Genomic DNA, 27,000 nt, shown 5'->3' on the forward strand with positions numbered 1-27,000 from the left:
TTTAGCTCTCCCTCAAGGAATTAAAGTGCCTCTGTTCTGGTCCCTTTTACTGTATGAATGGCAGCTTTATTCACTTTTACAAATACATAGTTACTTTGCCACATAAGTAAATAAGCGATAAGACTTCCGCTAAAAAACAGAATGACCCCTGGTATTTTTAAAAAGATAAAACAGAGGAATCCAGTCAAAGTAGCCATAATAAAAGTAGAGATGGGATTAAGCGTCATTAAAATAAATGAATTCTTAATGGCTTCTCTGAGACGAACATCAAAATGGACCAACACTGGAAAAAGATAAAATAAGGTAAGTATAAATATGAGAATGACAATCACATTCGGAATATAAAGTAATTTGAATGCTGGAACAGTCGTTGCTTCCACAATTCTAATATTTGAGTACAATAAGAAACCAATGATACCTATAATTAACCCTAATAAATTCCCCTTAACAAATTCCTTTTTATATGTCATCCAAAAGGTCTTAAAAACGGGAGTATCCGTCTGCTTTAATAGCCATTTACGAATGACTGTAAACATAGCGATTGTGGCCGGAAAAAAGCCAAAAACAATTAAACCAAGCAAGGTAAATGAGATCCAAAGAATATTTACATAAGCAAACCTCATAATCCACTCGGAGATACTATAAAATCCATTCACAAACCCCTTCATCCACCATTCCCTCCTTACTTATTTCGCCCTTAACCTCGGAAATATTAAAGGAGGGTAATTGTTTACCAATCGCCCTCCAAAACTATTAAAATGAATCAACCTTTCACAGACCCTAATGCAATCCCTTTTACTAAGTATTTTTGGAAGAATGGGTAGGCAATCAGGATCGGAAGAATACCGATTACTGCAATGGCCATCCGTACAGCTGTAGTTGGAATTTGTGCTGCTGCCGTGCTTGTGTTTGAACCTAAATTGCTGGTAGCTAAGAATTGAATGTCTGACAGCATCCTGTTCAAGATGTTTTGAATACTAAAGAGTGAAGGTTCTGTGATATAAACAAGTCCATTAAACCAGTCATTCCAATAAATGATCGTTTGAAGCAGGCCAATTGTTGCTAGGATTGGCAGTGAAAGCGGTAGAACAATCGAGAAGAATGTTCTAAATTCACCTGCGCCATCCATCCGTGCTGATTCAATTACCGGCTCTGGTATTGAAGTCATAAAGAATGTTCTCATTAACAAAACGTTAAATCCATTCATGAGTAACCCTGGAACGATTAATGCCCAGATGGTATTTTTAATATCAAACACTTGCGTGTACACAAGATACGTAGGAACAAGTCCACCGTTGAACAATAGGGTAAAGAAAACGATGAAAGCAAAAACATTTTTGTATGGTAAATCACGTCGTGAAAGACCGTAAGCTAAAAATGCTGTCATTGCCAAACTTACAAAAGTACCAAATACGGTAACGAATACTGTAATACCATAAGCCCGTAAGATGCTTGAAGAATTAGCAAGCAGGTAATCATAGGCCGCAAAACTTACTTCCTTCGGGATAAAGGAATACCCTTCCTTTAGAATGGATGCCTCATCACTCAGGGAAGAAGACAAAAGAATGATAAAAGGAATGATGCTTCCTGCCGCAAGTATAATTAAAACGATATGTGATACCCATTGTGTAATTCGATCAGATTTATACATCCTTTTCCACCTCCAATTTTAAAATAATGCATTGTCTTTACTTTTTCTGCGAACGAGATAATTCGATAATAATACAAGTGCAAATCCGACAATGGACTGATATAAACCTGCTGCAGCTGACATACCGATATCTCCAAGCTGCATTAAACCACGGTATACATACGTATCAATAACATTGGTAGTATCATAGAGTGCACCTGAATTCATTGGTACTTGATAGAATAATCCGAAATCGGAGTAGAAAATACGTCCAATGGCCAATAAAGTCATCATAATAATAACTGGCATGATAGAAGGAATCGTAATGTGAATGATTTGCTTCCATTTATTCGCTCCATCTAATGTCGCAGCCTCATAATATTCTTGGTCAATCCCGATAATAGCGGCCAGATAAATAACACATAAGAACCCTACGCCCTTCCAGATATGGATAAAGGTTAAGATATATGGCCAGTATTTGGCTTCGTTATACCATGAGATACTGTCGATACCAAGCATTGGTAAAATAGTTTTATTCAAATAACCAACATCTTCACTAAGGAAAGCAAATCCCAAATAGCTGACGATAACCATAGAGATTAGGAATGGCAAAAGAATAACACTCTGGTAAAAGCTTTTTGCCAACTTATTTTTTACCTCATTTAGCATAATCGCTACAGCGATGGCGATTGTGGTAGTTAATATAATAAAGCCGCCATTGTAAAGAATGGTATTACGGGTTATGACAAAGGCATCTCTTGTGCTAAACAGGTATTCAAAGTTTTTAAAGCCAATCCAATCACTACCGAGAATCCCTTTCGCATAGTTAATATCCTTAAACGCAATAATCAGGCCGAACATTGGTAAATAGTTATTGATCAGTAAGTAGACTAATCCGGGCAGCATCATAATCAATAATGGCAAAGCCCTTTTAAATTTGATCAGCTTCGTGTTTACTTTTTTCACAGGAACGGCTTGGACCCCTGCTTCTACTTTCTTTACTGTCACTTCTGACATCCCTTTTCCCCCTTGTCTCAATAATTGTTTCCGCTTACAAATTTATTTTCCAACCTTATAACCTTATTTTATAAAACTAGTAATATCGAAACTATCCAAAATACGACTTCTTATTTTAGTTTATCCGACTTTTCTGAATATAATTTAAATATATAAGGTGGAAGCAAGAGGACCGTCCCCATACTTCTTTGAAAAAAGAGAACTAGAAACTCTAGCTCTCTTTTTCTGTTCTTTATTGCTTTTCTTTAAAAGCTTCAAACTGCTTTTTCTTTTCAGTGATAATTTTATCAAGGCCTGCTGCTTTCAGCTTTTTATTAAATTCAGGCAGACTTTTTTCAGGATCCAATGTCCCTGATTCTAGGCCCAATTTAAATTGATTAATTACATTCGTTGAAGCCGCTAGTTCTGTTTTCACTGGATCTGGGTTAAAAGTAAAACCAAACGCAGGTGAAAAAGTAGCAGAATCATTGTGTTTTTGCATAACTTCCCAGTAATTAGCTGGATTTCCTTCCCAAGGATAAGTTAGGAAGTTATTCCCGATTTGCCATTGACCAAACACATATTTTGATTTCTGTACATTATCAGGCAATTTAATCGTACCATCAGATTTAACCTGATAATGCTTCCCTTCGACACCATTATCTATCAAGTTCATAATATCTTTATCGGTATAGAGTAAATTGATAAATTCCATTGCCTTCTCTGGGTTTTGGCTGTTTCGTGCAATGGACATATTAAAGCCTGTTGCTGCATCCGTATAAGAATACACATCTGTCAATTTAACAGATACCATATCATACCCTGTGATTCCTTTTTCCTGAACATCATAACCTGGCTTCATGTGATTAAGATATCCAAATGCTTTGCCTGCCTTTACAAGATTAGCAGAAGCTTCTTGTGAAGTAGCTGCATTCTTAAGACTATAGCCTGCCTTGAACCACTTTCTTGCTAACTTGACCGCATCGACATATTCCGGTTCTTCAAACATATTGACGATTTTTTTATCTTTAAAAGATACAACCCCAAGGTTATCCCCTAAAACATCAAACTTACCACCTGCAATAATAGAAGCAGTCGTAATGGTTCCTGCGTTGGCAATCGGAGTTAAAGTTGGTTCTTTTTCTTTAACGATTTTAAATACATTTTCCAGATCAGCAAATGTTTTGACTTGAGAAAGATCAATTTTATATTTATCGACAATATCCTTTCTCATGATATATCCATAATACGAACCCCAATCACGTATACTTGGAATACCATACATTTTGCCATTCACCTTGTTACCTTCTAAAAGACGTTCTGGTACGGAATCCAAAATGCCCTTGCCATGTGATTTAACCAAATCATCTAATGCAAGGAGCTGACCTTTAGTAGCCTGTGTAGCGTAGCCTAAATTGGCCCCAGTCACGACCAAATCTAGTTTGTCGTTACCTGTCAGCATTAAGTTTGTTTGCTGTTGGTAATTCGCAACATTAATTGGTATTAATTTAACAGTGGCATTAATTTTCTTTTTAGCGATTTTATTTATTTCATCTTGTACTAATGGGAGATCTTCCATCTCTGTAAAGGTTAAGTATGCCATATTAATTTGATATGGCTGGTCCTTTGAGTTTGATCCTTCACTAGTACTACTTTCCTTCGAACTGCAGCCAGCTAAAACTAAAACAGCTGACATGACGAGCAGTAAAAAACGTGTGAATCTCTTAAAATGTTTCATCTTTCCTTTCCCCCTTATTTTCTAGTTGTTCTACACTTTTGAAAACGTTACCATGTAACTAATTTTAGTATAGAGGATTGGATAAAAAACACTTACTAAAAATCCGACTTTATATTTTTGTTATAACGACTTTTCTGACAATAGCGACTTTTTTCGATATTCCATTGGATTCAATTTTGTTGACTTTTTGAAAATTGTAGAAAAATAGGAAAAGTTAGAGTAACCAGCTGATAACGCCACTTCACTCACAGGAAGATTGGTTTCTAATAATAACTTTTTTGCGTATTCAATCCGCTGCAGCTGTAGATAGTCTGAAATGGATAGACCCGTTTGCTTTTTAAATAGTCTTGTTAAATAATCCGGATTTAAATAAACAAAATTGGCAATATCTTCACGAGATAAACGTTGTTCTCCAAGATGGTCAAGAATATATTTTTTCACGATATCTACTACTGATCCTTTTTCATGCGGCTGATGAAGCTGATCCATAGCGATATCTGCAATATAAACCACCCACTCCTTAAGCGAGTTCAATGATTTCAAGACACGTTGCGGCTTTTCGGTCAATAGATTTTGTGAATACACTTGATTGGCCTGAATTCCTTTTACCTGAAGAACATAAAAGATTAATTGAAGAAAATCTTGATAAAATAAATGCAAGGATTGTGCGGTAATATTTTTATCAGTCATCTTCCAATTAGTAAAATATAGACTAATAGCCTCTAATAATTTCTCTTTTGGACCACTTTTCATTAATATGGTCCACTCAGCAGTTGGAAGAAGTGGTGAAGAACCAAGGCCTTTTTTTTCCTTATGAAAGACCATTGTTTTATTACTTTCGGTCACGTTATTTCGTTCAAACTCCTGTAAGGTTTGGACCATTCCAACAAATTCCTCAATAGGAACCTGATTACCGATGTACCCGCAAAGGTCACATGAAAAGAATTGAGCAAATTCCAATATAAACTGATTACAGTTTTCCCGAAACTCTTTCAAATTGATGGGAGTATCAAGAGTAATAATCATTAATACATATCCATTTTCTAAATTAAGGACATACCCATCCATATAATACTTTTCTATTATTTCAGCAAGGGCTTTCTTCAAAGCATACTCGCTTACCTTTTCTTCATGTATTGATAGATTTTCTTTCCACTCCTGAACATGGAATAAAATGGGCAGAAAGGAATTATCATCTGTATAGGACAAATGATAATTCTTCATATGTTTTTCAATCGTTTCTTTTGTAGCAGGGACAACTTGATGAATTAAATCCAACCAGAACCGTTCTTCCATAACAGAATGGTGTGACTTTTTTAACCGAAGATATGATTCCTCTACCATTTTTGCTTCCCGTTCTTTTTTGATTTTTTCCAATGCATCATGGATTACTTCTTCAAGCTCTTGATAGTCCACCGGTTTGAGTAAATAGTTAAAACTTTTTAATTGCAAGGCTTGCTTCGCATAGAAAAAGTCTGAATGGCAGGTTAAAAAAATCGCTTCCGTTTCAGAGTAGTGCTCCCGGACCCACTTTAACAAGTCCAGGCCGGAGCCTTTAGGCATCTCAATATCACATAATAACAAATCAACTTTGTGATTTAAGAAAATCGCTTGAGCTTGTCTTAAATTATTTGCCGTAAAAACGGATGTGATATTATGCTTATCCCAATTAACCCCGGCCTGCACACCTCGAATGGAATGAACTTCATCATCAACGATTAGAACATGAAATTGACTCATAAACCATACCACCTTTTAGTTTATATTAACTCGTTTGGAATTCGTATTTCGACCGTTGCCCCCTTGCCCTGTTCATTGAAAAATCTTATGGCAGCCTTTTCTCCATATAACAAACTTAGTCTCTGTTTGACGTTCCAAATCCCCATCCGCTCCCCTTCTTCATTTGTTAAAGGCTGGTCTGCAATTAAACTATGTAAAACCTCCTCTGGGAACCCCTCACCTGTATCTTGCATTCTAATTACCAAAAACTCAGGGTCCTCTTCTTTCATCACTTCTATGAAAATATTAAGTGAATCATCAAGATTAAAAGCATGTTTAATTGAATTCTCCACAATTGTTTGAATGATTAAAGGAGGTATCTTGCAATTTAAAAATTCCGGTGGTGATTCAATATAGTATTTAAAGGAATTTGGAAAACGAAGTTGTTGAATTTTCAGATAATTATCCGTGTGCATTAGTTCATCTTTTAATTTAACAAAATATGAATTACTGCGGCACATAAACCGAAAATAATTTGCCAGACATTTCGCCATTTCTTGAATGACAGCAAAATCCTTTACTGTTGCCAAATTATAAATAATATTTAATGAATTAAGGAAAAAGTGCGGGTTGATCTGTAGCTGCAAATGCTTCAATTCTGCTTTTTGCAAATTTAACCTTTCTTCATATACATTTATTTTTAAATCCTTAATCTCAGAAACCATATGGTTAAAGTTTCCATTCATTAACCTGAATTCTGTTGAATTCCTATTGACAGGAAGGCGAATATCTAAATCTCCTGATCGCAGTTTCTTCATGGCAAAGACAATACGATTAATCGGTTGAAGAAAAACTTTTCTCATTATGAAAATAAAGAATAGTAGAAACAATACAGCTAATACAGTGATCAAGGACGAAATCCTCTGTAAAAATGGAAGTTTCTCGAGGATCTCTTTCTCTGGAATCAATGCTGCAAGATAGAAATTTGCTTGTGATGATTTTTTCTTCATTAATACAAATTGGTCATTTCCCCCAGTCATGACATACTTTTTCTGTCTCATCGTTAAATCTATCATTTCTTTCTCAATAAAGGCTTTATTTGTAATAGGTTTAAAGTTAGAAGTTGCCAGGAGTGCTCTCCCTGTATCACCAAAATCAATATATTTAAACGGGGTAATAAGCTTGTCCATATTCACCCAGGCACCAACATATACTCCATTAACGTTATAATATTGAATCAAGTAATAATCTTCTGCCCCCTTCCAGATATTCCATCTCCCTTCTATGAGATCTTCTGGATGCTTCTCGAGTAACTGATAAATTTCATCCCTGGCTGCATAACGAGCATAATAATCATCTGATGAATTTTGTGTAAACAATAAATCCTTATAGGCTTCCGAGTAGATAAAAATAGAATCAATGGAAGTGTATAAATACGACTGATTAGTAATCGTATTGAAAAGACGTATTTTTGCTTCCTCATAATTATTGGAATCTAGGGTTTCATTATATTGAAGAAAATATAAATCAGTATTGTCCTGTGTTATTTGAAAGATATATTTACCAACACCATCCAATCCTTTGTCGATTTGGTCCATATAAATATTCAGCATATTTTTGTTTGATTGGGCTACCTGACTCCTTATCACTTCGACTGCATAATAGTTATTCACAATATGAACCACAATTAGTGGTCCAATAATTAAAAACACACTTAAAAAGAGTTTGAATAGCAACGAGTTAAAAATAGGCTTAATCTTCGACATAGGTAGCCTCCCTGATGTAATCCCTTACAAACTACATTATACATGATTATTTTTGAATATTTGAAAAGTTTTTAAATAATTTGTCAACAAATTATTCCAAAAGTCCTATGTTTCTATTCAGCTAGTAATGAAAAAAAGCCTTGAGCATTCACTCAAGACTTGTATAAAGTATTATTATATTAGACTTTTAGTGATCCATATATGACAGATTACAGTCTGGCTGCTAAAAATCCTTATAATTCGGCAGCATTTGCTGCATATAAAAAGCTGAAAATTTTCCTTTAGGCAAATAGTCACCCATGTTCCTGACATTCTATTCCAGCCCAATTAACCAATAGGGCTATTACTTTCAGACACCAGTGGATTTAACATGACCTGCACTCCCAGACCATAGCAGTATCCTGCCAGACGGTCCCAAGGAAAAAGAGAACTGGAATATCTTCCAGCTCCCTATTGGACCTATATTACTTATTTTTTTTCCACTTATCATATTGCTTTTGTTTTTCAGCAATGATCTTTTCCAAGCCAGCTTGTTTTAACTTCTTATTAAATTCTGGTAAGCTCTTATTCGGATCTAATGTACCTGATTCAATCCCTATTTTGTATTGATTGATAACGTTAGTAGTTGCAGCAATTTCGGTTTTCACCGGATCTGGATTAAATGTAAAACCAAATGCTGGGGAATAAATGGCGGAATCATTATGCTTTTGAAAGATTTCCCAATAATTTGCCGGGTTTCCTTCCCAAGGATAGGTTAAGAAGTTGTTACCAATCTCCCATTGACCGAATACATATTTGGATTCCTTAACTCCATCCGGTAATTTGATGGTTCCATCAGATTTAACCACGTAATGCTTCCCTTCAATACCATTCGCAAGTAAATTCATAATGTCTTTATCAGTGTATAGTAAGTTCATTAACTCCATTGCTTTTTCAGGATTTTCGCTGTTTCTCGCAATGGACAGTCCAAAGGATGTGGCGGAATCAGTATAGGCATATACATCTGTAAATCGTACAGCAACCATTTCATGCCCTGTAATTCCTTGTTCTTGTACTTCAAAGCCTGGCTTCATATGTGAAAAATAACCAAACCCTTTTCCTGCTTTTACGATATTAGCTGCAGCTTCTTGTGATGTTGCTGCATCCTTTAAAACATACCCATCTTTGAACCATTTTCTTGTTAATTTTACTGAATCTAAATAATCCTGGTCTTCAAACATATTGATGAATTTTTTTTCTTTGAAGGACATTACCCCCAAACTATCACCAAGAACATCATATTTACCGCCATTAAGGACGCTTGTCGTTGTTAATCCTTGAGTATTAACAATTGGAGTTAATGTTGGTTCTTTATCTTTGACAACTTTAAACACTTTCTCTAAATCTGCAAAAGATTTCACCTGTGAAAGGTCGATGTTATATTTGTCAACGATGTCCTTTCTCATAACAAAACCATAATCAACACCCCAGTCTCTTGCACTTGGGACTGCATAGAGTTTTCCGTTCACTCTGTCTCCCTCTAGGAGAGTTGTAGGTACTGCTTCTAAAATGCCTTTACCGTATTTTTCAAGGAGGTCATCCAACGGCAAGTACTGTCCCTTAACAGCAGATGTATTGTAACCAAAGAAGGATGAGGATACGATTAAGTCAAGTTTTTCATTACTTGTCAGCATTAGGTTGGATTGCTGTGACCAAGCAGAGCCGTTAATTGGCACTAGTTTTACGGTTGCATTGATCTTTTTCTTGATAATTTTATTGATTTCTTCTTGAACCAATGGAAGATCATCAATCTTAGTAAAAGCCAAATATGCCATGGTTAATTCATAAGGTTTACCATTTGAATCAGAATTACCTTTGCTAGTCGTCCCGCTTTGCTTCGTAGAGCATCCAGTCAGAATTAAAAAAACTGACATGATGACCACAATAAACCTGACAAAAAATTTCCCCTTTTTCATCGTTTTCCCCCTTATTTTTGGCTTTGAAGGCACTATAGTGGAAGCGCTATCAAAATATACTTTAAGAAGTTGACGTTATCTCCTTCTCCATTTCATTTTAAGTGAGGATATGAAGACAGACTTACTAAAAAAACGACTTTTTATTTTAAATTTTCCGACTTATTTTTTAAATTTTCCGACTTTTATCCAAATTATTACATACTAGCATGTCGGGTTATCTCTATGTACTTCTTAACGTGTTGTCCTTTTTAATTGAACTAGGTATCTTATTCAAGAAAGTACCCCTCTCAAAACAATCAAGCCCGAAAATTGGATTTTTTTCATTCGTCCAATTTCGGGCTTCATTCATCACATTTTTCTTTGACGATTACGCAAATCACGCCATTGTATCAGTTGGATTTCTTCTGAACGCAATAATTCTTGGATTTCTTTGTCCCGAAATACATCAAATTCAAACCGCCTCATTGGCCAAGTTTCGGTGATGCCTTTTAATTCGCTGGTATCCAAGGAAGGATGGAACACTAACTCCGTTACACCTGGTTTTAATGAACGTATACAGTTAATGGCTGCATCTTTTGTGATTTGATACTCTGGTTCTGTTCCTTCAGGTGAAAAGAAAGGTAACATTTCAATATAATCTGGTAATTGAATCCCCTTTTTTTCTGCAAGCGCGATAATTTCTTCATGGTTTGCCTGCGTTCTGAATGAGTGGCCTTGTTTGGCATATCGTAATGGCAGTTGGTACTTTTCACACAAATCTAACAGGATTTCCATGGTGTGGTGCATGCTTCCCATGTGATTGTCAATGTTGGTGGGGTCTAGACCTAATTTAAGAGCAAATTCCATTTGAGCTATCGCTTCTTCACGAAGTTGTACTGGATCTGCCTGTGTGATAACGGTTTGTGTATCTGCAGGAAAATACCCATTTTCGTCCACTAGAGTAGACATATTGGATTTTAGAGGCCCCCATTTGTAGACATTCCATTCGGCTGTGTGGGTAAAGTGAATCCCTACATCCAACTGTGGATTTTGCTTAATGAGTTGGACTGCTTCCAATGTCCAAGGGCATGTCATCATGAGACTTGTAGACGTAATTGAGCCTTCTGTAAGGAGTGTATGAATGGCCTGATTTGTTGTATGGCACATTCCGAAATCATCCGCATTAAGTATTAAATAACGTTCGTTGGACACTATTGTCTCCCCACCTATAAATAATAGTTTGATAGATACCGTTTCATTTACCCTGCGAGCTTCTTTCATCCCATCCCGGTAAATGAAACGGCCTTTCATTTACCCTGCGAGCTCTTTTTTCTCCTCCTCGGGCAATGAAACGGCCTTTCATTTACCCAAGGACCTAAAATTATTCAAGTTGGGGTAATGAGCTCCCCTCTATTTACAAAAGGCATACTAATTATTTAGTAATTTGATATTTTTCGGTTCTTTCATCCTGAATCTTACCAGCCCAATTTAGACCAAATGCAAAGTCATAAATATGTCCTTCAGAGTCCACATGACATTCCATGTCGTGAGCAACATCTTCCAATTGCTCTTCGACGGTTTTCATGTTCGCAGGCATTTGCATTGGCAGAAGACCTGAAGGCTCAGCTGCACCTGTTAAAATATCAAAAATAGCTTGATCTTGTACTCCAAAATTAGCAATAATCGCATCTACGTCCTTTTCAAACTCTTCCACAATGGTTGGGTTGGAAAGCAGTAGCGAAACGATAACCGGTTTCCCCTTCATGGCATCAACTGTCTCTATGACATTATTCAAATCAGTCGTATTGCTTGGAGTCACTGTTTTGCCTTTATACGAACGGTTTAAAACGTCACTTGGACGTGCATCCCCAGCAAGACTTGTTTCGCGGGCGAAGGTTGCTGTATAAGGTTTGTATTGAAGGCTGATTGGTACATATCCATTTCCGCCTTCTTCTACATCATCCTGACTATAACCATTCCCAGACTTTGGTGTACTAATAAAAACCAAACCAAAATCTGCTTCTTCAGGGTTATCGGTCACATTGAAATATTTCTTCGCTACATCGATATTGACTGGATACTCCAATCTTTCAGGTGTTTTATTTCCAAACCAATCTGTGCCTGCAGGGGTAAATCTTTTAGGAATATATACGGTCTTGTCCTTAGTTATTGGCAAAATATTATTCTTGTTTTTCAACATCACAAGAGACTTAAGCTGTACATTGTATCCTTCCTGCATATACTCTGGTTTTCCCACTTCTTGAATTGTTTCCTCTATTTTGAGATAAGGATTTTCAAACAGTCCCAAGCGGAAGATATTCTTTAAAAGACGGACCGCTGATTCTTCAAAGCGGTTTCGCATAAAGGCTTCACCATGTTCAGCAACCCCCATTTGGTAGGCTTCTAAAATAGGACCAGCTTCATTATTTCCTCCGAATTGGTCGACACCTGCCATGAGTAATTTATAATGCCGTTCAGCGACGGTTAAATGTTCAACTCCCCAAGGCTTCCCGCCGACAAAGGTGTCAATATTTTCTGGTTCATCTGCCGTAATAATCCAATCCGTACAAACCACACCGTCATAACCATATTCTTTACGAAGTAAATCATTGATTAAGTAAGAGTTGTAAGAGTTACCGACATTTTCTCCATTTACAGGATCTTGATCTACTGAGATCGTATAGTATGGCATAACGGCAGAAGCCATCTTTGTTTTACCAGGTAACTTAAAGGCCCCTTCTGTAAAAGGAATTAAATGTTCCTCAAAATTACCGCCTGGAAATACAGCATATTTCCCATATCCATAGTGGGCATCCCTGCCGCTCTCACCCGATCCGCCGCCCGGCCAATGTTTGACCATGGCATTGACACTATCATATCCCCATCCTTCAGCAATTTCTTTCTCACCCGCTGAATTCTGAAAGCCTTCCACATAAGCTCGAGCCATATCCGCAGAAAGCTGTGAGTCTTCCCCAAAAGTTCCATTAAAACGGAACCAGCGCGGATCTGTGGCAATATCAACTTGCGGTGATAATGCGGTCGCAATCCCTAATGCCCGATATTCCTTTGAAGCAATTTCTCCAAATCTTTCAGCTAGTTCTGGAGTAAACGTAGCGGCAAGACCCAGCGACTCAGGCCACATTGAGATTTTTCCGCCTGATCCTGCATTAAATTCAGCACTTGAATCTGAACCATGGCGTGGATCTGAGCTGTTGTTTGCCGGGATACCAAGCCCGATTCCTTCTGCAAAAGCCTGAACCTTGTTATTCCATCGAGCAGCTGTTTCGGGACTCTCTAAAATGGTTACGAGTACATGCCTTAAATTATCTTTTGAAAGAAACTCAATTTGCTCATCGGTTAAATCCCAAGGTTTTGCGCCGCTTTCTTCGTATGGCTTGCCGCCATACGAACCATCAAACCAGCCTCTGCTGCCAGCTGGAATGGATTGATGCCTGCTGTATAACATTAGCCCGGCAATCTGCTCAATCGTCATTTTGGAGGCAAGGTCCTTCGCTCTTTTCTCAGGCGTTAACCGCCAATCTTCATACTTATCTATTTTTCCATCTTTGTTTAAATCCTTAAAAAAGTGTCCCTCTTTTTCAATGATTGTTACTCCAGAAGTTTCGGAATAACCTAGTGTTGGCCCGCCGTTATTTTCGACATATTTGATTTGATTATCAGTGTTGATTGTTGTAATATGCTCAGTCATTCTATATCTCCATTCAAATTATCTTTTAATATATCCAATTACATTATTCTCCATCACTTGTAAATCACTCGCAATGCTAGTAAATTTATCTCCAACCTGTCCTTCGTTTTCCACAATCGCATAACGAATCGATCCTAATTCATTCAGCTTTTGATAAGTATCTTGGAAGTTAACAATTCCTGTACCGAGGTTAACGAAATCAGTTGGCTTCACAAGCTCTGTATATAGTTTCATCAGATCCGCGTTGTCCTCTTGACTTGATGCAAATAAATTAACGGTTTCTACATGTTTCCCTAAGTCCTTTTGATGGATCATATCACAGCGGCTGCCTAATTTTTCAAGCAATGCCAATGGTTCATATCCACCCCTCATAACCCAAACGAGGTCCAGCTCAAATTTCACGTTCTTTGGATCTGTATTTTCAACAAGAAGGTCAAATAGGGATGTTTCTCCAATTCTCTTAAACTCATGTGCATGATTATGATAGTAGAAGCCTAAACCTGCCTCGTTGCACTTTTTCCCTAATAGATTTAGTTGTTCAGCAGTTTGGAGGGCATCCTCACGTCCAGAAATAAAGGCCATTGGAAAGACAATAGACTCTGCACCAAGTGTTGCATTTTCTTCAATAATTTTATCCCAATCAGCAGCCAGTAACGATTGTCCTGGAGCAACACCTTCATGTGCGGCAAACGCCTTTAATCCTAGTTCGTCAAACTTCTTTTTAATAACCGGAAGGGTAAAAGTATCAGTAAACCGCTCTCCCGTTGCAAAGTTGGCAGAAATCAACTCTATGTTTTTGTAACCCATCTCAGCTACTTTTTCTAAGGTACCAAAATAATCTTCGTTTAACTCTCTAAATACTGAAAATAAATTTAATCCAATTTCCATTGCCATTTTTATCTGCCCCTTTTTTTAAATTACAAGCATAGATTTGTTTGAAGGTTCTAAGCTTGTGAAAACTGTTCCTGCCACCCACTTCTTTAACCTTCTTTTTTAAAATATTTGAGTGGCCAATATTAAATAGTCTTTTCTACTTTAAAGATACACCATATGTAAGCCCTTTCCTACCCATAAATACGACCTATTATTTTCAAATTTCCGACTTTTTTAATATCAAACAAACCAAACACTTTTTTGTGATTGGCTTGTCTTTACCTACTTTAAATGTTTGTCTAGGAAATCAAGAACTTTTGAGATATTTTCTGGTGTATCAAACTCAGGACCGCCATGACCGGCATCTTGCAGCAGTTCAAAAAAGATCTTATCAGCACCTAGGACAGATTCTAATTTAGCCGCGAAATGGACCGACTGCAGCCGTGGAATAATGTTATCAATCGAACCGTGCTGAATAAATACCGGTGGACAATCTTCCGTGATAAATGTTTCAGGATTATGCTTGGAAACCAGTTCAGGGATCAATGTGATCTGCTGACCCATCAGTTTCGATTCAAAAGAATCGGCTGAATTGTGGATCTGGCCCTCAATTCCAATCTCTATAAACTGTTCGTCCATGGTCAGAAAATTGATAGGACCGTACCAATCGATCGCCGCCTGGATTTTGTCCGAGACATCTACATTGCCAAGATTCGGGTTCTTAAATTCAGCAACATCGCCCGAAGCTGCACACATTGCTGACAAAGCACCGCCGGCAGATCCACCCCAGGTGGCGATTTTTTCCGGATTAAGAGAGTACTTTGCCGCATTGGCCCTAACAAAACGAATGGCCGCTTTCACATCTTCAACGTCCGCAGGAAATTTAGCTTCCCCACTCAAACGATAGTTTACCGATACGATTGCATAGCCCCTCTCCAAACCTTTTAGCGCTGACACACAATCAGAACCGCGGCTATCACCAAACGCGAAGGCTCCGCCATGGATACATACTATAACCGGAAAAGGACCGTCTCCCTCCGGCAAGTAGATATCTAGTGTTTGGGTTGGTGATAGATTTGCATATGGAACATCCAAAATTTTTCTATCATAATAATCCACATTTACCATTGGTAATACGACACCTGGTATGACTTCAACCTCAAAACTTGGCTTTATTTGAACCAAAATTAACACTCCTTTGCTTATCCTTAAATATTACAAATGATCGAGCGCTTACTTCCATTTTAATAGTTTGGCAGATACTTTTCAGGTTCATTTTTAACCTTTTTTATGTCATTTCCTAACATATTTACTTTATAAAAAACAACATGCGCTGTTAAGGGAAATCCTCTCCACAACGCATGTTTAATAGAAAATTTAAACTAGCAATAAACCATCATTAACCTCTTTTATTCTTTTAAACTGTGGTCTTTCCTTGTACAAATCATTTGGATAATGTAAGGCGTACATCCAATCTTTTGCCTTGGTTTGGAATAACATTCCGTGACCTCCGTTTTCACTGTAAAGAGGTGTTTCCAAGTGGTGCCATTTCCCGTCGATTTCTCCATTATCTGAAATGGCCACACCCACGGCATATCCTTTTGCTCCCCAACTAGACCAGAGCATTAGCAGCTTCCCTGATTCTGTCCGATACATACAGGGACCATCAACAAAATAAACGTCCCCATCCATTCCGAATTCCTTTTTTGCAAACGGGATCGGAACCGACCATGGTGCAGTGGAAGCTTCAAATAATAGTTTTGGTTCACCTACAGCCATTCGTAAATCCTGTGATAATTCGATTGCATGCATTTCACCGTTTGGGTTATCCTCAAAGGAATGTCCAAATATCATATAAGGTGTTCCGTCAGCACTAAAATAAAGAGTCCCATCCAAACAATTCCAATCTTTTGGAGTAACTGGTCCATCACTATGAGGCTGAAACGGTCCGGTTGGTGAGTCAGAAATGAGTATTTGCGTTCCTAAATTTTGAATAGCTGATCGGAATGAAGCGACTAAGTAAAACGAGCCTTTATAGTAGTAGCATTCTGGTGCCCAATAGCATCTGTCTGCCCAGAAGTCTCCATGATTGTGGAAAATTTCAATCGGACCTTCCCAATTTTCCAAGTCCTCACTTACATAGCAGTCAAAGCCATCTGCAGGTCCCCAAGTGGTTGCACTTCTTGTTCCATAAAGATAGTATTTTTCTTCATGATTTAAGATGTAAGGATCCCTTATATTAATTTCGTTTGTTTTCATTTTTTATATCTCCTAGAGATTATTGAACAACTACTTTTATTTTCCCAAGCTTTACATCCAGCTCGTCTAAAACCTCTGCAGAGATTGGCAAGAACGGCATATGGGACAATTCTCTTAAGGATTGATGCCCTAAGTTGGCAATCATCTCCTCAGGTAAAGCGGCCGCTTGAGGTGCAGTTTCTGCCAATACTGCTTTTACCTCGTCAGAACCCATTAATTCACCAAATGGCAGATGAGTACTGTAGTATTTTATATATTCAGCTTCCGGCATATAATCGAATTCCCAAGTCCCACTGTGCAGCTCAACCTGTACCCTTTCACCGCTCTGTCTAGCAGTAACCTCTACGTCCCTTAAGGATTTTCCATTCAGCAGTACCTTATCTAAGTCAGCATCAGGCAATTCAACTGTAGCTGTGGCATTAAAAGGAATGACAAACTTAAATGCCAGCTTTCCACTTTCATTTAATTCCCACTGACTTTCATATGAACCAGCCGCAGAATCCAAGGACGCCTTTGCATACTTCAAGCGATAATCAGGCTGAGGCGCCAGCCTCACATGTCTAAATCCTGGCTGATCTTCCACAGGATTGATACCAGCTACATTTCGATACATCCATTCCACAATCGAACCATAAGCATAGTGATTTAACGAGTTCATATCCGTTCCACTTATCTTACCGTCCGGCAATACAGAGTTCCAGCGCTCCCAAATTGTTGTTGCTCCCATCGTTACCGCATACAACCAGCTTGGGTAATCCTTGTTTAGTAGTAATGTATAAGCTAAATCATTGTTTCCATTTTCAGACAACACTCTGCATAGATACGGTGTCCCTACAAATCCGGTCTTTAAATGATTCTTATCCTTTTTCAATCTTTGACGTAAATCATTCGCTATTCTATCTTTATGTTCTTCCGGAACAAGATCCATGAATAGGGAAACAATGAACGCAGTCTGATTATTTAAGGCGAGTCTTCCAGTAGAAGTGAAGTACTCTCCCTGGATGGCCACTCTTACTTCATTTGATAGCTGTTCGTACTCCGAGGCAATTTCCTCCTTACCAAGAACCTTTGCTGCTTTAGCAACTAGCATAGAAGAATAGCAATAATAGGCAGAGGAAATAAATGCTGTTTCGGTACCGCCCATCGGTGATTTTGGATCCTCGCCATCCAATGCCAGCCAATCCCCAAAATGGAAGCCCGTAGTCCATAATCTTTTGGCACCTGAAGCATCATCCGCTCTCTTGATAAAGTCAACCCAGCCCTTCATGCTCTCAAATTGCTGTTCCAGAATGGCTTTATCCCCGTAATGTAAATACACATTCCATGGAATAACAGTTGCTGCCTCTCCCCAGGCACTTGACCCCCCGCCTTTAACCGTTGCCATTGGAACAACCATCGGAACCATTCCATCTTGTGAAGATTGTTCCTGTGCAAGGTCATATCCGTATTTAGTAAAGAAAGCATAGGTATCCATATTGAAGGCTGCTGTTCCAGAAAAGACTTGAGCATCACCAGTCCAGCCCATCCGCTCATCCCGCTGCGGGCAGTCGGTCGGTACATCAAGGAAGTTGCCTTTTTGACCCCATAATGCATTTAAAAATAATCTGTTTACTAATGGATTGCTAGTTTCAATACTTCCTGTTATATCCATATCAGAATATAAGACGCATCCTGTAAAGTCATCTTTATCCAATTCCACATTCCAGCCGGAGACTTTTACATATCTAAAGCCGTAAAAAGTAAAATGCGGTCTTACGGTAGATTCTTCCCCATTGGATATGAACCTAAATTCTGCCTTTGCAGTACGGAGATTGTCTTGATAGAAATTGCCTTCTTGGAGAAGTTCAGCATACTGTAATACAATTTCAGTCCCCTTCGGAGCAGATGTTTTAAATTGTATCCAGCCTACCATATTCTGGCCCATATCCAACACGGTTTCTCCCGCAGGAGTTTTGATTACCTCAATTGGTTTTAATTCTTCCTTTACAACTACTGGCAGGCTCAATCTTGCTTTTAATCGGTCATATCCCAAATCTATTTCCTTAACATTATAGGAAGTAGCATCGTTTGCATTTGCATCAAATATCTCTCCGTCATAAATACCACTGAAAAGAATTGAACTCTTTCTTGCTTTCCACGAATCATCTGTATGAATAACAGTCTTTGTTCCATCCTGATGGGTTACGATAATTTCACATAGTAGAGCAAATTGATTACCGTAGATTTCCGATTCTCCGCCCTCAAAACCAAAGCGCCCCTTGTATAATCCATTTCCAAGACTAACTTCAACAGAGTTTTGACCGGGTCTGACTAGATTAGTAATATCATAGGTTTGGTATTGTACCCATTTGTCATAAGCGTTGAAATTTGGAGATAGATACTCATCTCCAGCCTTTTCACCATTAATCTCTATTTCATATAACCCCAAACCGCAAACATAGGCACGTGCAGAAACAATGTCTTTTGACACATCAAATTCCCTTGAGATTACAGGGTGGATGTCCTTATCAAAATCAGGGGTAATCCACTTGGCATCCCATGATTCTGCTAGTTTTGCCGTTTCAAACCAAGCGATGTCACTTGTAGCCACATCCCCATTATCCGCCCAAACGGTCACACGCCAGTAGTAGCGAGTGTAAGACTCTAATTGAAATGGCAGTTCGTATGCCAAACTATCAATCTCCGTGCTTTTCCCGCTGTCAAATACTAGGTTTGTAAACTCTTGATCTAGCGCAACCTGTATTTGCGCAGCTGTTTGTTTTTTAGCCGTAGTTTCATAAGTAACAAAAGATAATCTCGGTCTTCCTAAATCAAATCCCAGTGGGTTTGTAATTCGGTTCGTTTTTAAATTTTTTATTTTCATCTGTAGACTTCCTTTCAATATGATAATAAAACATAGGATGATTGTGTTTTCTGCTAATTTAATTTTAGCAAACGCTTTAATATAATTTAATATTGAAATGAAAGATTTTATATTGCTCGATTCAAAGATAACTCCTATTAAGAAGTAAAAGGCAGTTCACTCTGCCGTGAAAAGGGGCAGCACTCCATCCTCATAATGGAGTGCTTAATTTTATTTAAAATCTTGTATCCCATTTCCCGCAAAACGGATCGACAGGATTCTTCCCTTTAAACTCTGATTTCCCTAAAATTTTATCCACAACTGCTCCTACTACATATTCATTTGATGAATAAGCATTAATATAGGTCTTAACCATTGGTACGTCCTGTAGATGGTAAGGGTTAGCAACCGAAACAAATAATGTCGGGATATCTTTAACAAACCATGGAGCGTTGGCATTTAGCGGCTGCTGCCAATTAATTCTGACCGACGTTTGGTTACTTGCTGTTTCAAGGTTGGCTACATAGATGATAAGATCATAGTTCTTTTTAAACTCGTTTACACTCATAAACAGCTCTTGGAAATTAACTTGCTTGTCATTATATAAATCTACTTCAAAGCCAGCACTTACAAGAGAATCGATAAACGGTTGAGTGACGGAGCCGCCTTCCTTTAGCCCTCCATCTTGATCACCTAATACATATAGTCGAACCCTTTTATACTGGTCAGCACTAATAGGCAGCAGTTTTTGTGTGTCCTTTACTAATGTAACGGATTGGTCTGCACATTCTCTTGCCCAAACCTTATGTTCCTCACACTGTAATACCGATAACTCAGCTGCGTCAGGTACTAAAGTTCCCATTTCCTTTTGTGCATGAAGACCTAACGATGCTTTTAGAGCAAGTACTCTAGTAACTGCTTCGTCTACTCTTTCTAAGGTTAGAATACCTGTCTCAATCCCATTCAACATAAACTCATAATCTTCTTTTATATTACGATTGAAGAGGAACATATCACAGCCTGAGGCAATTGCCTTAGGTACTGCAACTTCTCTTCTTTCTGAAGTAGTAAACCCTAGCATTGGGGATGCATCAGTCACAATTAAACCATTAAAACCTAACTTTTCCCTTAATAATCCATTTAGTAACTCTGGTGCTAGTGTGGCCGGCATGATTTGTTCATCTTTAATACCCGGCACAAGTTCTCTGGAATATTCAGGGAGCATGATATGTCCCGCCATAATTGATTTCGTCCCGCTGTCTATCATTTCTTGATAAACCATTCCAAAGGTTTGATCCCATTCTTCGGCAGATAAGGTATTTACAGATGATAAAAGATGTTGATCTCTGTCATCCACTCCATCTCCTGGGAAATGCTTGACAGCCGCTGCAAGGCCGCTTTCGTGTATTCCCTTCATAAAGGCTTTAGACATTTGAGCAACCCTAATCGGGTCAGACCCGTACGTTCTTACATTGGTGATTGGGTTTCGATAGTTCATATCTATATCAACAATCGGTGCAAAAGCCCAGTTACAACCGGCCACACGGCCTTCACGACCTGCAACTAATCCTAATTTATAGGCCATTTCTTCATTATCTGTTGCAGCCACCTGCATCTGTTTTCCAAAATAGGTGCCATCGGTTGCAATCCCATTCCCGCCAGCCTCCAAGTTGGCAGAGATTAGTAAAGGAACTGGCGATAACTCTTGTAACAACCGATGTGTTTCCTGTATTTTTGCTCCTATATCCGGCCGGTACATGATGCCGCCAGGATGATATTCCTTAATGAAGGCTTCTAACTCTTGTTTATTGTCTGAACCGCCAATGGGACAAAATAATTGCCCCACTTTTTCATGTAAGGTCATGGATTGAAGAGTTTCTTCCACCCACTGAATTTCTTTTTCATTAAGAAAAAATGGTTTGCTTTTCAAGAAAGTTAGGTTATCACTTAATTTCAGCATAGTCTTAGCTCCTAATCATGTTGAATTCTAGTAACTTTTCTATTTCTATATTGGTTAAATCGATTAATTTCATATCAGCGTTTACGCAGTTAACAGCTGACCCTACACCCACTGCCTTCATACCTGCAGCTTTTGCAGCATCAATTCCTGCTTGTGCGTCTTCGATAACTGCACATGCTTCGGGCTGTATTCCTAGCATTTGGGCAGCCAGCAGAAAGACCTCCGGATCAGGTTTACTGTTTTTGATGCTATTTCCATCCGCAATGGCATCAAAGTTCGAAGTTAATCCAATCTGCTCTAAAATAAAGGGCGTGTTTTTACTAGAAGAGCCGATGGCGATTTTTATATCCCTAGCCTTTAAACTTATTAAAAGATTAATAACCCCTGGTAAAATGTCATTGGGTGATAACTTGTTAAGCAGTTCACAATAGATTTCATTTTTTCTTTGTGCAAGTTGAAGTTTCTCATTTTCACTGTAAGCTTTATCTGAATGACTCAGAATAATATCGAGACTTTCCATTCTGCTTACACCGCGAAGTCTTTCATTTATTTTTCTATCAAAATAGATGTTTTCTTGATCGCTGATTTGTTTCCATGCTTGGTAATGATATTCATCTGTAGAAACAATTACACCGTCTAAATCAAAAATAACTGCTGATATATTCATAGGCCCCATCCTCATTTATCAAAAAGTAAGCAACGCTGCGCCATTTGCGCAATTATCTGTAAGCGTTTCCTATTGCAATTACTATGATATAAGAAATAACACCTGATCGCTTTCCCCTTTTTGGCTGAAAATAGGCTGATATTTGTTCTAATTATGATTTACAGATTTATCCAAAAAGCTAAAGAAAGTAAAAAAAGAACCAGGTTAGCTTAACTGGTTCCGTTTTTTTGTAGTAAAATAGCTATGTCTGATTTTGTTTGTTAAAAAATAATCATATTATTTCACACTAGAGGTTATTAAATGAAGGTATATAAATTAAAAAGGCAGTTTGTTGGATATAAAAAAGGAACACAGTTTTTCTTGATTAGTGAATCGGAATTTATAGGTGTAAAAGAATTTGTATTGAGAACAAAAGATTTAGCGCAGAAACTATCGATCAATGAAAGTGAACTTCATAAGAATTTTATATTTATAAAAGAAATCTTTTAATTAGATACTATCTTAGCCATTGAGTAAATTTCATGTTTAAGGATAGGAGACTCTATAAAAAAGGAACCCTCCTACCACAAATCGGAAATGATGGGTTCCTTTTCTTTCTTTACTTATATCCTTAATATTTATAAATCCTTAATTGCATTAGCTATCTCAATACACAAATCTTCTGCCTGCGGAACATGTCCCAATTTATCGATAAACGCATGGGTCATCCCTTTATAACGGAAACAAGTTGTTTCTACTCCTGCATCCTGAAGCTGCTTGGCATAAAACTCTGTATGAATGCGCAAACCATCAAATTCTGCTCCTGCTAGAATTGCTTTTGGCAGACCTTCGTGTGATTCGGCAAGCATTGGACTAACATATGGATTATTGATATCTTCCTTATCTGGAATATAGGCTCCTAAGAAAAGATTATCTTCATGTTTTGAAGGTCTTCCGAGTGAAATAAGTCCAGTGATGATGTCCTTGTGCTCCTCGGACTTTTCAAAGAAGTTCTCACTCCACTCATATCCATCAACCATGGCATCCGCTTGTGTAACGGCCGGATAAATCAGTACCTGCATGGCAATTTTGGGTGTCCCTTCCTCTCTTGCTTTCAAACAGACTGCCGCTGCATAATTCCCACCAGCACTATCTCCGCCAACACTGATTTTTTCAGGGTCAATACCGTAGGCTTCGGCATTCTCATAAACATGCTTTACCGCATAATAATTGTCATTGAAACCATGAGGGAATGGCTTTTCTGGAGCTAAGGAATAATCAACGTTAAACACAACGGCATCTGCTAATTCAGCTATCAATTTACAGAAGTTTTCAACCGTATAGACGGTGCCGCCAATCCAGCCGCCTCCATGAAAAAATACGAAAGCAGGCCGTTTTGAATTCTTTTCTGATTTTCTTGGATAGTAACGCCATAATCCTACTGTATTTCCGCTTTCTGTAATCTCTTCATATTTTGTATGTATTTCTACTGTGTTTAGATTATAGTTTGGGAACCCCATGTTTTCTCTCATAATGGGAATTAATACTTCCATCGGCGGCATGGCTGCAGGTTCTTCCCCATCTAATTTTCCGGCCCAATGATTATCCATAAGGCTTAATTCCATAGGATCTAGATATCCTGGTCTATCTTCACCAGGGCTTGGTTTTACGATAACCTTAACTCCGTTGTTTTCGATAGTTGTAGTTTCCTTTTGTAGTTGTTCAATAGCATTTGTATCATATTTGCGCACGGTTCTAACATCCCTTCTAAACTCTTATTAATAATTCTTTAGACTATCTACCTAGCAAAGTTTCTTTTAGTTGGGCAAGGAACAGAATTCGTAAACCGCTTTCTTTTACCGTTTTAATAATATAATGGATTTATATAAAATTCATCCCCTTTTTTGACTGAAAATAGGCAATTTTTTGTCCTAAGTAAAATATAATCCGCGTTTAATAAATTACACATTCTCCAAATAGCTTCTAGTGATATTTGGGATAACTATTTTCCCGTTTCTGCTGTATCTTTCAAATAAATTCGATAATGCAGTAATGAAAGACTGATACTCCTTGTCGGTCTTTTTTGGTGAGTAGGAAGCGGATAAGTATCTGCCTAAAAATCCATCTAAATCAAATGGCAAGTCATTACGAAAGTACTTTAGTTCATACTTTCCATCTTTAAAAAATTGTTGAAATGCAATTGGAGTCTCCTCCATACCGCCGCTAAAGCCTTTAAAACTTGGGCAGTACTTTTGGCAAACCTCAGCACTTTCCTTGTTTAGATCACTTGCCCCATCCCGGCTGTTCCAGACAAGGGCCACTCTTCCATCCTGTTTCAAGATTCGTTGACATTCCACTCTGAACGGCTCCATGTCGAACCAGTGAAACGCCTGAGCTACGGTTACTAAATCAATTCTATTATCATTTATAGTTGTGTTTTCAGCCGTGGCCTTTACTGAAATAAAACCGGAATATGGCTTCAAAGTTTGTTCCGCAACTGTTCTCATATCATCATTTGGTTCGACACCGATTACTGTATATCCCCTTTCGAGAAGCTGCCTGCTAAATATACCGGTTCCAGAGCCAATATCTGCAACCATAGAATCCTCATTTAGACTAACTTCAGAAATTAAATAGTCAATATATTCACTAGGGTAGCTGGGACGAGATTTTGCATATACCTCTGCTTTATCTGTGAATTTATCAGTAGATTTCATAAAACCACACTCTCCTTTCGACCAATGCCTTAACAATTTTTAATTTATTGTATTATTCTTTTAATAATTACTATTTCCTTCTTCATTGAACACCCATAATTAATGTGAATTTGAAGTTATTTAAAAATGGTTATCTTAATATGGGTAGGTGTATTAATAGAGATTTTGAACTGGCATCTATTGGGGTTATAATAAAAAACAGAACCATAAGATGTTACAATTTTATATTTTTAGGAGGCAAAAAAAATGGACAAGCAGGGACAAGAAATGTTCTTAAATTTTATTTTACAAAGGGTTCAAGAGGGCAAGGAAGATGAAGCAAAATCTATATTAACAGAAAACTTTAAGAAACAAACGGAAGGCACTTTTTCACAACAAGATATTCAAGAGTTTATCCCTAAGATGATTAGTTTATTAAAGCCGGAAAAATTAGATGAAGTACAGGCAGTTGTGAAGCAATTTTCTGGAGATTTTGGGAATAAATAAGTCAACAAATCTAAACAAGATGTTTTCCAATCTATTTTAGACTCTATCCGTTCTTTTTTGAACAATATTGGGATTTTAAAAGACTTATTGAGGAAGATAACGAATAGTTAAAAGAGAACCAAGATTGTCTAATTTACAATTTTGGTTCTCTTCATTTATTAGTTCCATTTTAACCAAGAATTAATTGCTATACTCAAACCAATCAAAATAGGCAGGGGCACTACTTTTTGGTCTAATTCCTGCTGCATATAGTCCAAAGTATACACCCGTAAATCCACCAGCTACTTCAGTGGATAAAAGAGAACATTCTCCCGAGCCTAGAATAACAGCCTCTCCGTCTTGACGTTGATAGGAAAAAGTATAATTTTTTGCATCAGCATGCACGTTTAAAATAATCGCTTCCTCAGTATATACATGCTCAGACTCAACCTTCCAAAGGGACCCGATTCTTCGTCTTACAAAGACCTTCTTTACACCATCCCTTATTCCTAATGCTATTTCATAATGAAATCTCTCATTCATAAAGACGGTTAAACCTGCCTCTTCCCCATCCTTAGTTGGAGAGAATTCTAAGAGTGTTGAAACTTTGCAATCAAAATGTTGCTGCCTCCGGCCGACGAACGCTTGTGAGCCTAGGTCATTCAGGCTGGTTGAAGCTCCATATAATGTCAGGTATCCAGGTCTGTCCGTTAAAGACCAGCATTCTTCACTAGGATTACGCAAGAAATTCCATGAGAAAGCTAGATTAGCATCATTAAAGTCATCTTTTGAACTTAACTGATCTTTTTCCTCTAGCTTGAGCGTTCTTCCGTCCATTTCTAATTCGACTTGAGCACCAATTACCGGCCATCCTTCCTCATTCCAATCGACTGGGGCCAAGTAAGTTTCCCTGCCAAGATGATGATGTTTTCCACTAAACGGAATAGGGGCAGGACGTATTCCTAAAAACACTGTCCACCAGCTGCCATCAATATATTGAACCAAGTCCGCATGCCCGGTTGCTTGGATTGGACTGTCGCTGCTGCGATGGGTCAAAAATGGGTTATTGGGATGGCTTTCAAACGGACCAAAAGGCTGTTTGCTTCGCGCCATGGTTACCATATGCCCATATTCTGTTCCACCTTCTGCGATCATTAAATAGTAATGATCTTTTATCTTATAAAGATGTGGTCCCTCTGGATGGGCACCGCCTGTACCTTGCCAAATTAAGCGGCGCTCAGTAAGAATCTCCCCAGTTTCCACATTAATTACCGCCTGATAAATCCCTGAAGCTTCCCCACGGAAGATGTCTTGTGTTCCTGTTAGGTAAACCTTCCCATCTTCATCAAATAATAGAGAAGGATCTATTCCAGGCCAATCAAGCCAAATGGGTTCTGACCAAGGGCCTTCAGGGTTTTCAGCCCAGACGATAAAGTTTTTTCCAATTGTTAGATTGGTAGTAATCATATAAAACTTGCCATTATTGTATCGAATAGTTGGGGCAAATATCCCCATAGAACTCTTCGATTCATGTAAAGGTAATTGACTATCACGAGTTAAACAATGTCCGATCTGTTTCCAATTGACAAGATCCTTTGAATGAAAAATCGGTACACTTGGGAAATATTCAAAAGTACTGGTGACTAGATAAAAATCTTCTCCTACTTTACAAATGCTTGGATCAGGATGGAAGCCGCTGATAACTGGGTTTTGATATTTCAAATTGAATTTCCCTTCTTTCTCATA

At 38.0% G+C, this 27,000-nt stretch carries 20 protein-coding genes; 2 read left to right on the plus strand and 18 right to left on the minus strand.

What is annotated here, in order from left to right; translation table 11 throughout:
- Positions 1-20 precede the first annotated feature (20 nt).
- From GXK58_RS05110 to pgmB, 15 genes are all read right to left on the minus strand, one after another.
- Complete coding sequence (locus GXK58_RS05110) at positions 21-668, minus strand: YesL family protein (protein ID WP_160720478.1); 648 nt, start codon at positions 666-668, stop codon at positions 21-23.
- Positions 669-763: 95 nt separating this feature from the next.
- Positions 764-1,651 carry a carbohydrate ABC transporter permease gene (locus tag GXK58_RS05115; RefSeq protein WP_160720480.1) on the minus strand — a complete coding sequence of 296 codons (888 nt, stop codon included), beginning with the start codon at positions 1,649-1,651 and terminating at the stop codon, positions 764-766.
- Between the two features lie 18 nt (positions 1,652-1,669).
- Positions 1,670-2,539 carry an ABC transporter permease gene (locus tag GXK58_RS05120; protein WP_160720882.1) on the minus strand — a complete coding sequence of 290 codons (870 nt, stop codon included), beginning with the start codon at positions 2,537-2,539 and terminating at the stop codon, positions 1,670-1,672.
- Between the two features lie 340 nt (positions 2,540-2,879).
- Entirely contained in the window at positions 2,880-4,364 is a 1,485-nt protein-coding gene (locus GXK58_RS05125; protein ID WP_160720482.1) for an ABC transporter substrate-binding protein, read from the minus strand.
- Positions 4,365-4,484: 120 nt separating this feature from the next.
- Positions 4,485-6,104 carry a response regulator gene (locus GXK58_RS05130; RefSeq protein ID WP_160720484.1) on the minus strand — a complete coding sequence of 540 codons (1,620 nt, stop codon included), beginning with the start codon at positions 6,102-6,104 and terminating at the stop codon, positions 4,485-4,487.
- Between the two features lie 20 nt (positions 6,105-6,124).
- A complete protein-coding gene (locus GXK58_RS05135; protein ID WP_160720486.1) occupies positions 6,125-7,849 on the minus strand; it encodes a sensor histidine kinase in 1,725 nt (574 codons plus the stop codon).
- 464 nt (positions 7,850-8,313) lie between these two features.
- Positions 8,314-9,804, minus strand: coding sequence for an ABC transporter substrate-binding protein (locus GXK58_RS05140; RefSeq protein ID WP_160720488.1), 1,491 nt, complete (start codon positions 9,802-9,804; stop codon positions 8,314-8,316).
- Positions 9,805-10,152: 348 nt separating this feature from the next.
- Positions 10,153-10,995, minus strand: a complete 843-nt coding sequence (locus GXK58_RS05145) for a polysaccharide deacetylase family protein (protein WP_160720490.1) — start codon at positions 10,993-10,995, stop codon at positions 10,153-10,155.
- Positions 10,996-11,215: 220 nt separating this feature from the next.
- Positions 11,216-13,492, minus strand: coding sequence for a glycoside hydrolase family 3 protein (locus tag GXK58_RS05150; protein ID WP_160720492.1), 2,277 nt, complete (start codon positions 13,490-13,492; stop codon positions 11,216-11,218).
- 18 nt (positions 13,493-13,510) lie between these two features.
- The gene (locus tag GXK58_RS05155; protein ID WP_160720494.1) at positions 13,511-14,386 is read right to left on the minus strand and encodes a sugar phosphate isomerase/epimerase family protein; all 876 of its coding nucleotides are present in this window, start codon (positions 14,384-14,386) and stop codon (positions 13,511-13,513) included.
- 261 nt (positions 14,387-14,647) lie between these two features.
- Positions 14,648-15,550, minus strand: a complete 903-nt coding sequence (locus tag GXK58_RS05160) for an alpha/beta hydrolase (RefSeq protein ID WP_237389572.1) — start codon at positions 15,548-15,550, stop codon at positions 14,648-14,650.
- A gap of 192 nt (positions 15,551-15,742) precedes the next feature.
- Complete coding sequence (locus GXK58_RS05165; protein WP_160720496.1) at positions 15,743-16,624, minus strand: glycoside hydrolase family 43 protein; 882 nt, start codon at positions 16,622-16,624, stop codon at positions 15,743-15,745.
- Between the two features lie 19 nt (positions 16,625-16,643).
- Entirely contained in the window at positions 16,644-19,487 is a 2,844-nt protein-coding gene (locus GXK58_RS05170; protein ID WP_160720498.1) for a family 78 glycoside hydrolase catalytic domain, read from the minus strand.
- Positions 19,488-19,701: 214 nt separating this feature from the next.
- Complete coding sequence (locus tag GXK58_RS05175; protein WP_160720500.1) at positions 19,702-21,426, minus strand: glycoside hydrolase family 3 protein; 1,725 nt, start codon at positions 21,424-21,426, stop codon at positions 19,702-19,704.
- 4 nt (positions 21,427-21,430) lie between these two features.
- The gene (gene pgmB / locus GXK58_RS05180) at positions 21,431-22,093 is read right to left on the minus strand and encodes a beta-phosphoglucomutase (RefSeq protein WP_160720502.1); all 663 of its coding nucleotides are present in this window, start codon (positions 22,091-22,093) and stop codon (positions 21,431-21,433) included.
- Between the two features lie 300 nt (positions 22,094-22,393).
- Here pgmB and GXK58_RS05185 point away from each other — a divergent pair, with 300 nt between their 5' ends.
- Entirely contained in the window at positions 22,394-22,582 is a 189-nt protein-coding gene (locus GXK58_RS05185; RefSeq protein WP_160720504.1) for a hypothetical protein, read from the plus strand.
- 128 nt (positions 22,583-22,710) lie between these two features.
- Here GXK58_RS05185 and GXK58_RS05190 read toward each other — a convergent pair whose 3' ends face one another.
- Together GXK58_RS05190 and GXK58_RS05195 are read right to left on the minus strand one after the other, a co-directional pair.
- Positions 22,711-23,823, minus strand: coding sequence for an alpha/beta hydrolase (locus GXK58_RS05190; protein ID WP_160720506.1), 1,113 nt, complete (start codon positions 23,821-23,823; stop codon positions 22,711-22,713).
- A gap of 210 nt (positions 23,824-24,033) precedes the next feature.
- Positions 24,034-24,789 (minus strand): class I SAM-dependent methyltransferase, encoded by a 756-nt coding sequence (locus tag GXK58_RS05195; protein ID WP_160720508.1) that lies wholly within the window; start codon positions 24,787-24,789, stop codon positions 24,034-24,036.
- 246 nt (positions 24,790-25,035) lie between these two features.
- Between GXK58_RS05195 and GXK58_RS05200 the strand changes: the two genes are divergently transcribed.
- Positions 25,036-25,275, plus strand: coding sequence for a hypothetical protein (locus GXK58_RS05200; RefSeq protein ID WP_160720510.1), 240 nt, complete (start codon positions 25,036-25,038; stop codon positions 25,273-25,275).
- Between the two features lie 180 nt (positions 25,276-25,455).
- On the opposite strand, the gene GXK58_RS05205 is transcribed toward GXK58_RS05200, so the two are convergent.
- On the minus strand, positions 25,456-26,976 hold the full coding sequence (locus tag GXK58_RS05205) for a glycoside hydrolase family 43 protein (protein WP_160720512.1): 1,521 nt from the start codon (positions 26,974-26,976) through the stop codon (positions 25,456-25,458).
- Positions 26,977-27,000: the final 24 nt, after the last annotated feature.

It is taken from the genome of Bacillus sp. USDA818B3_A, assembly GCF_009928415.1.
Lineage (GTDB): Bacteria > Bacillota > Bacilli > Bacillales > Cytobacillaceae > Neobacillus.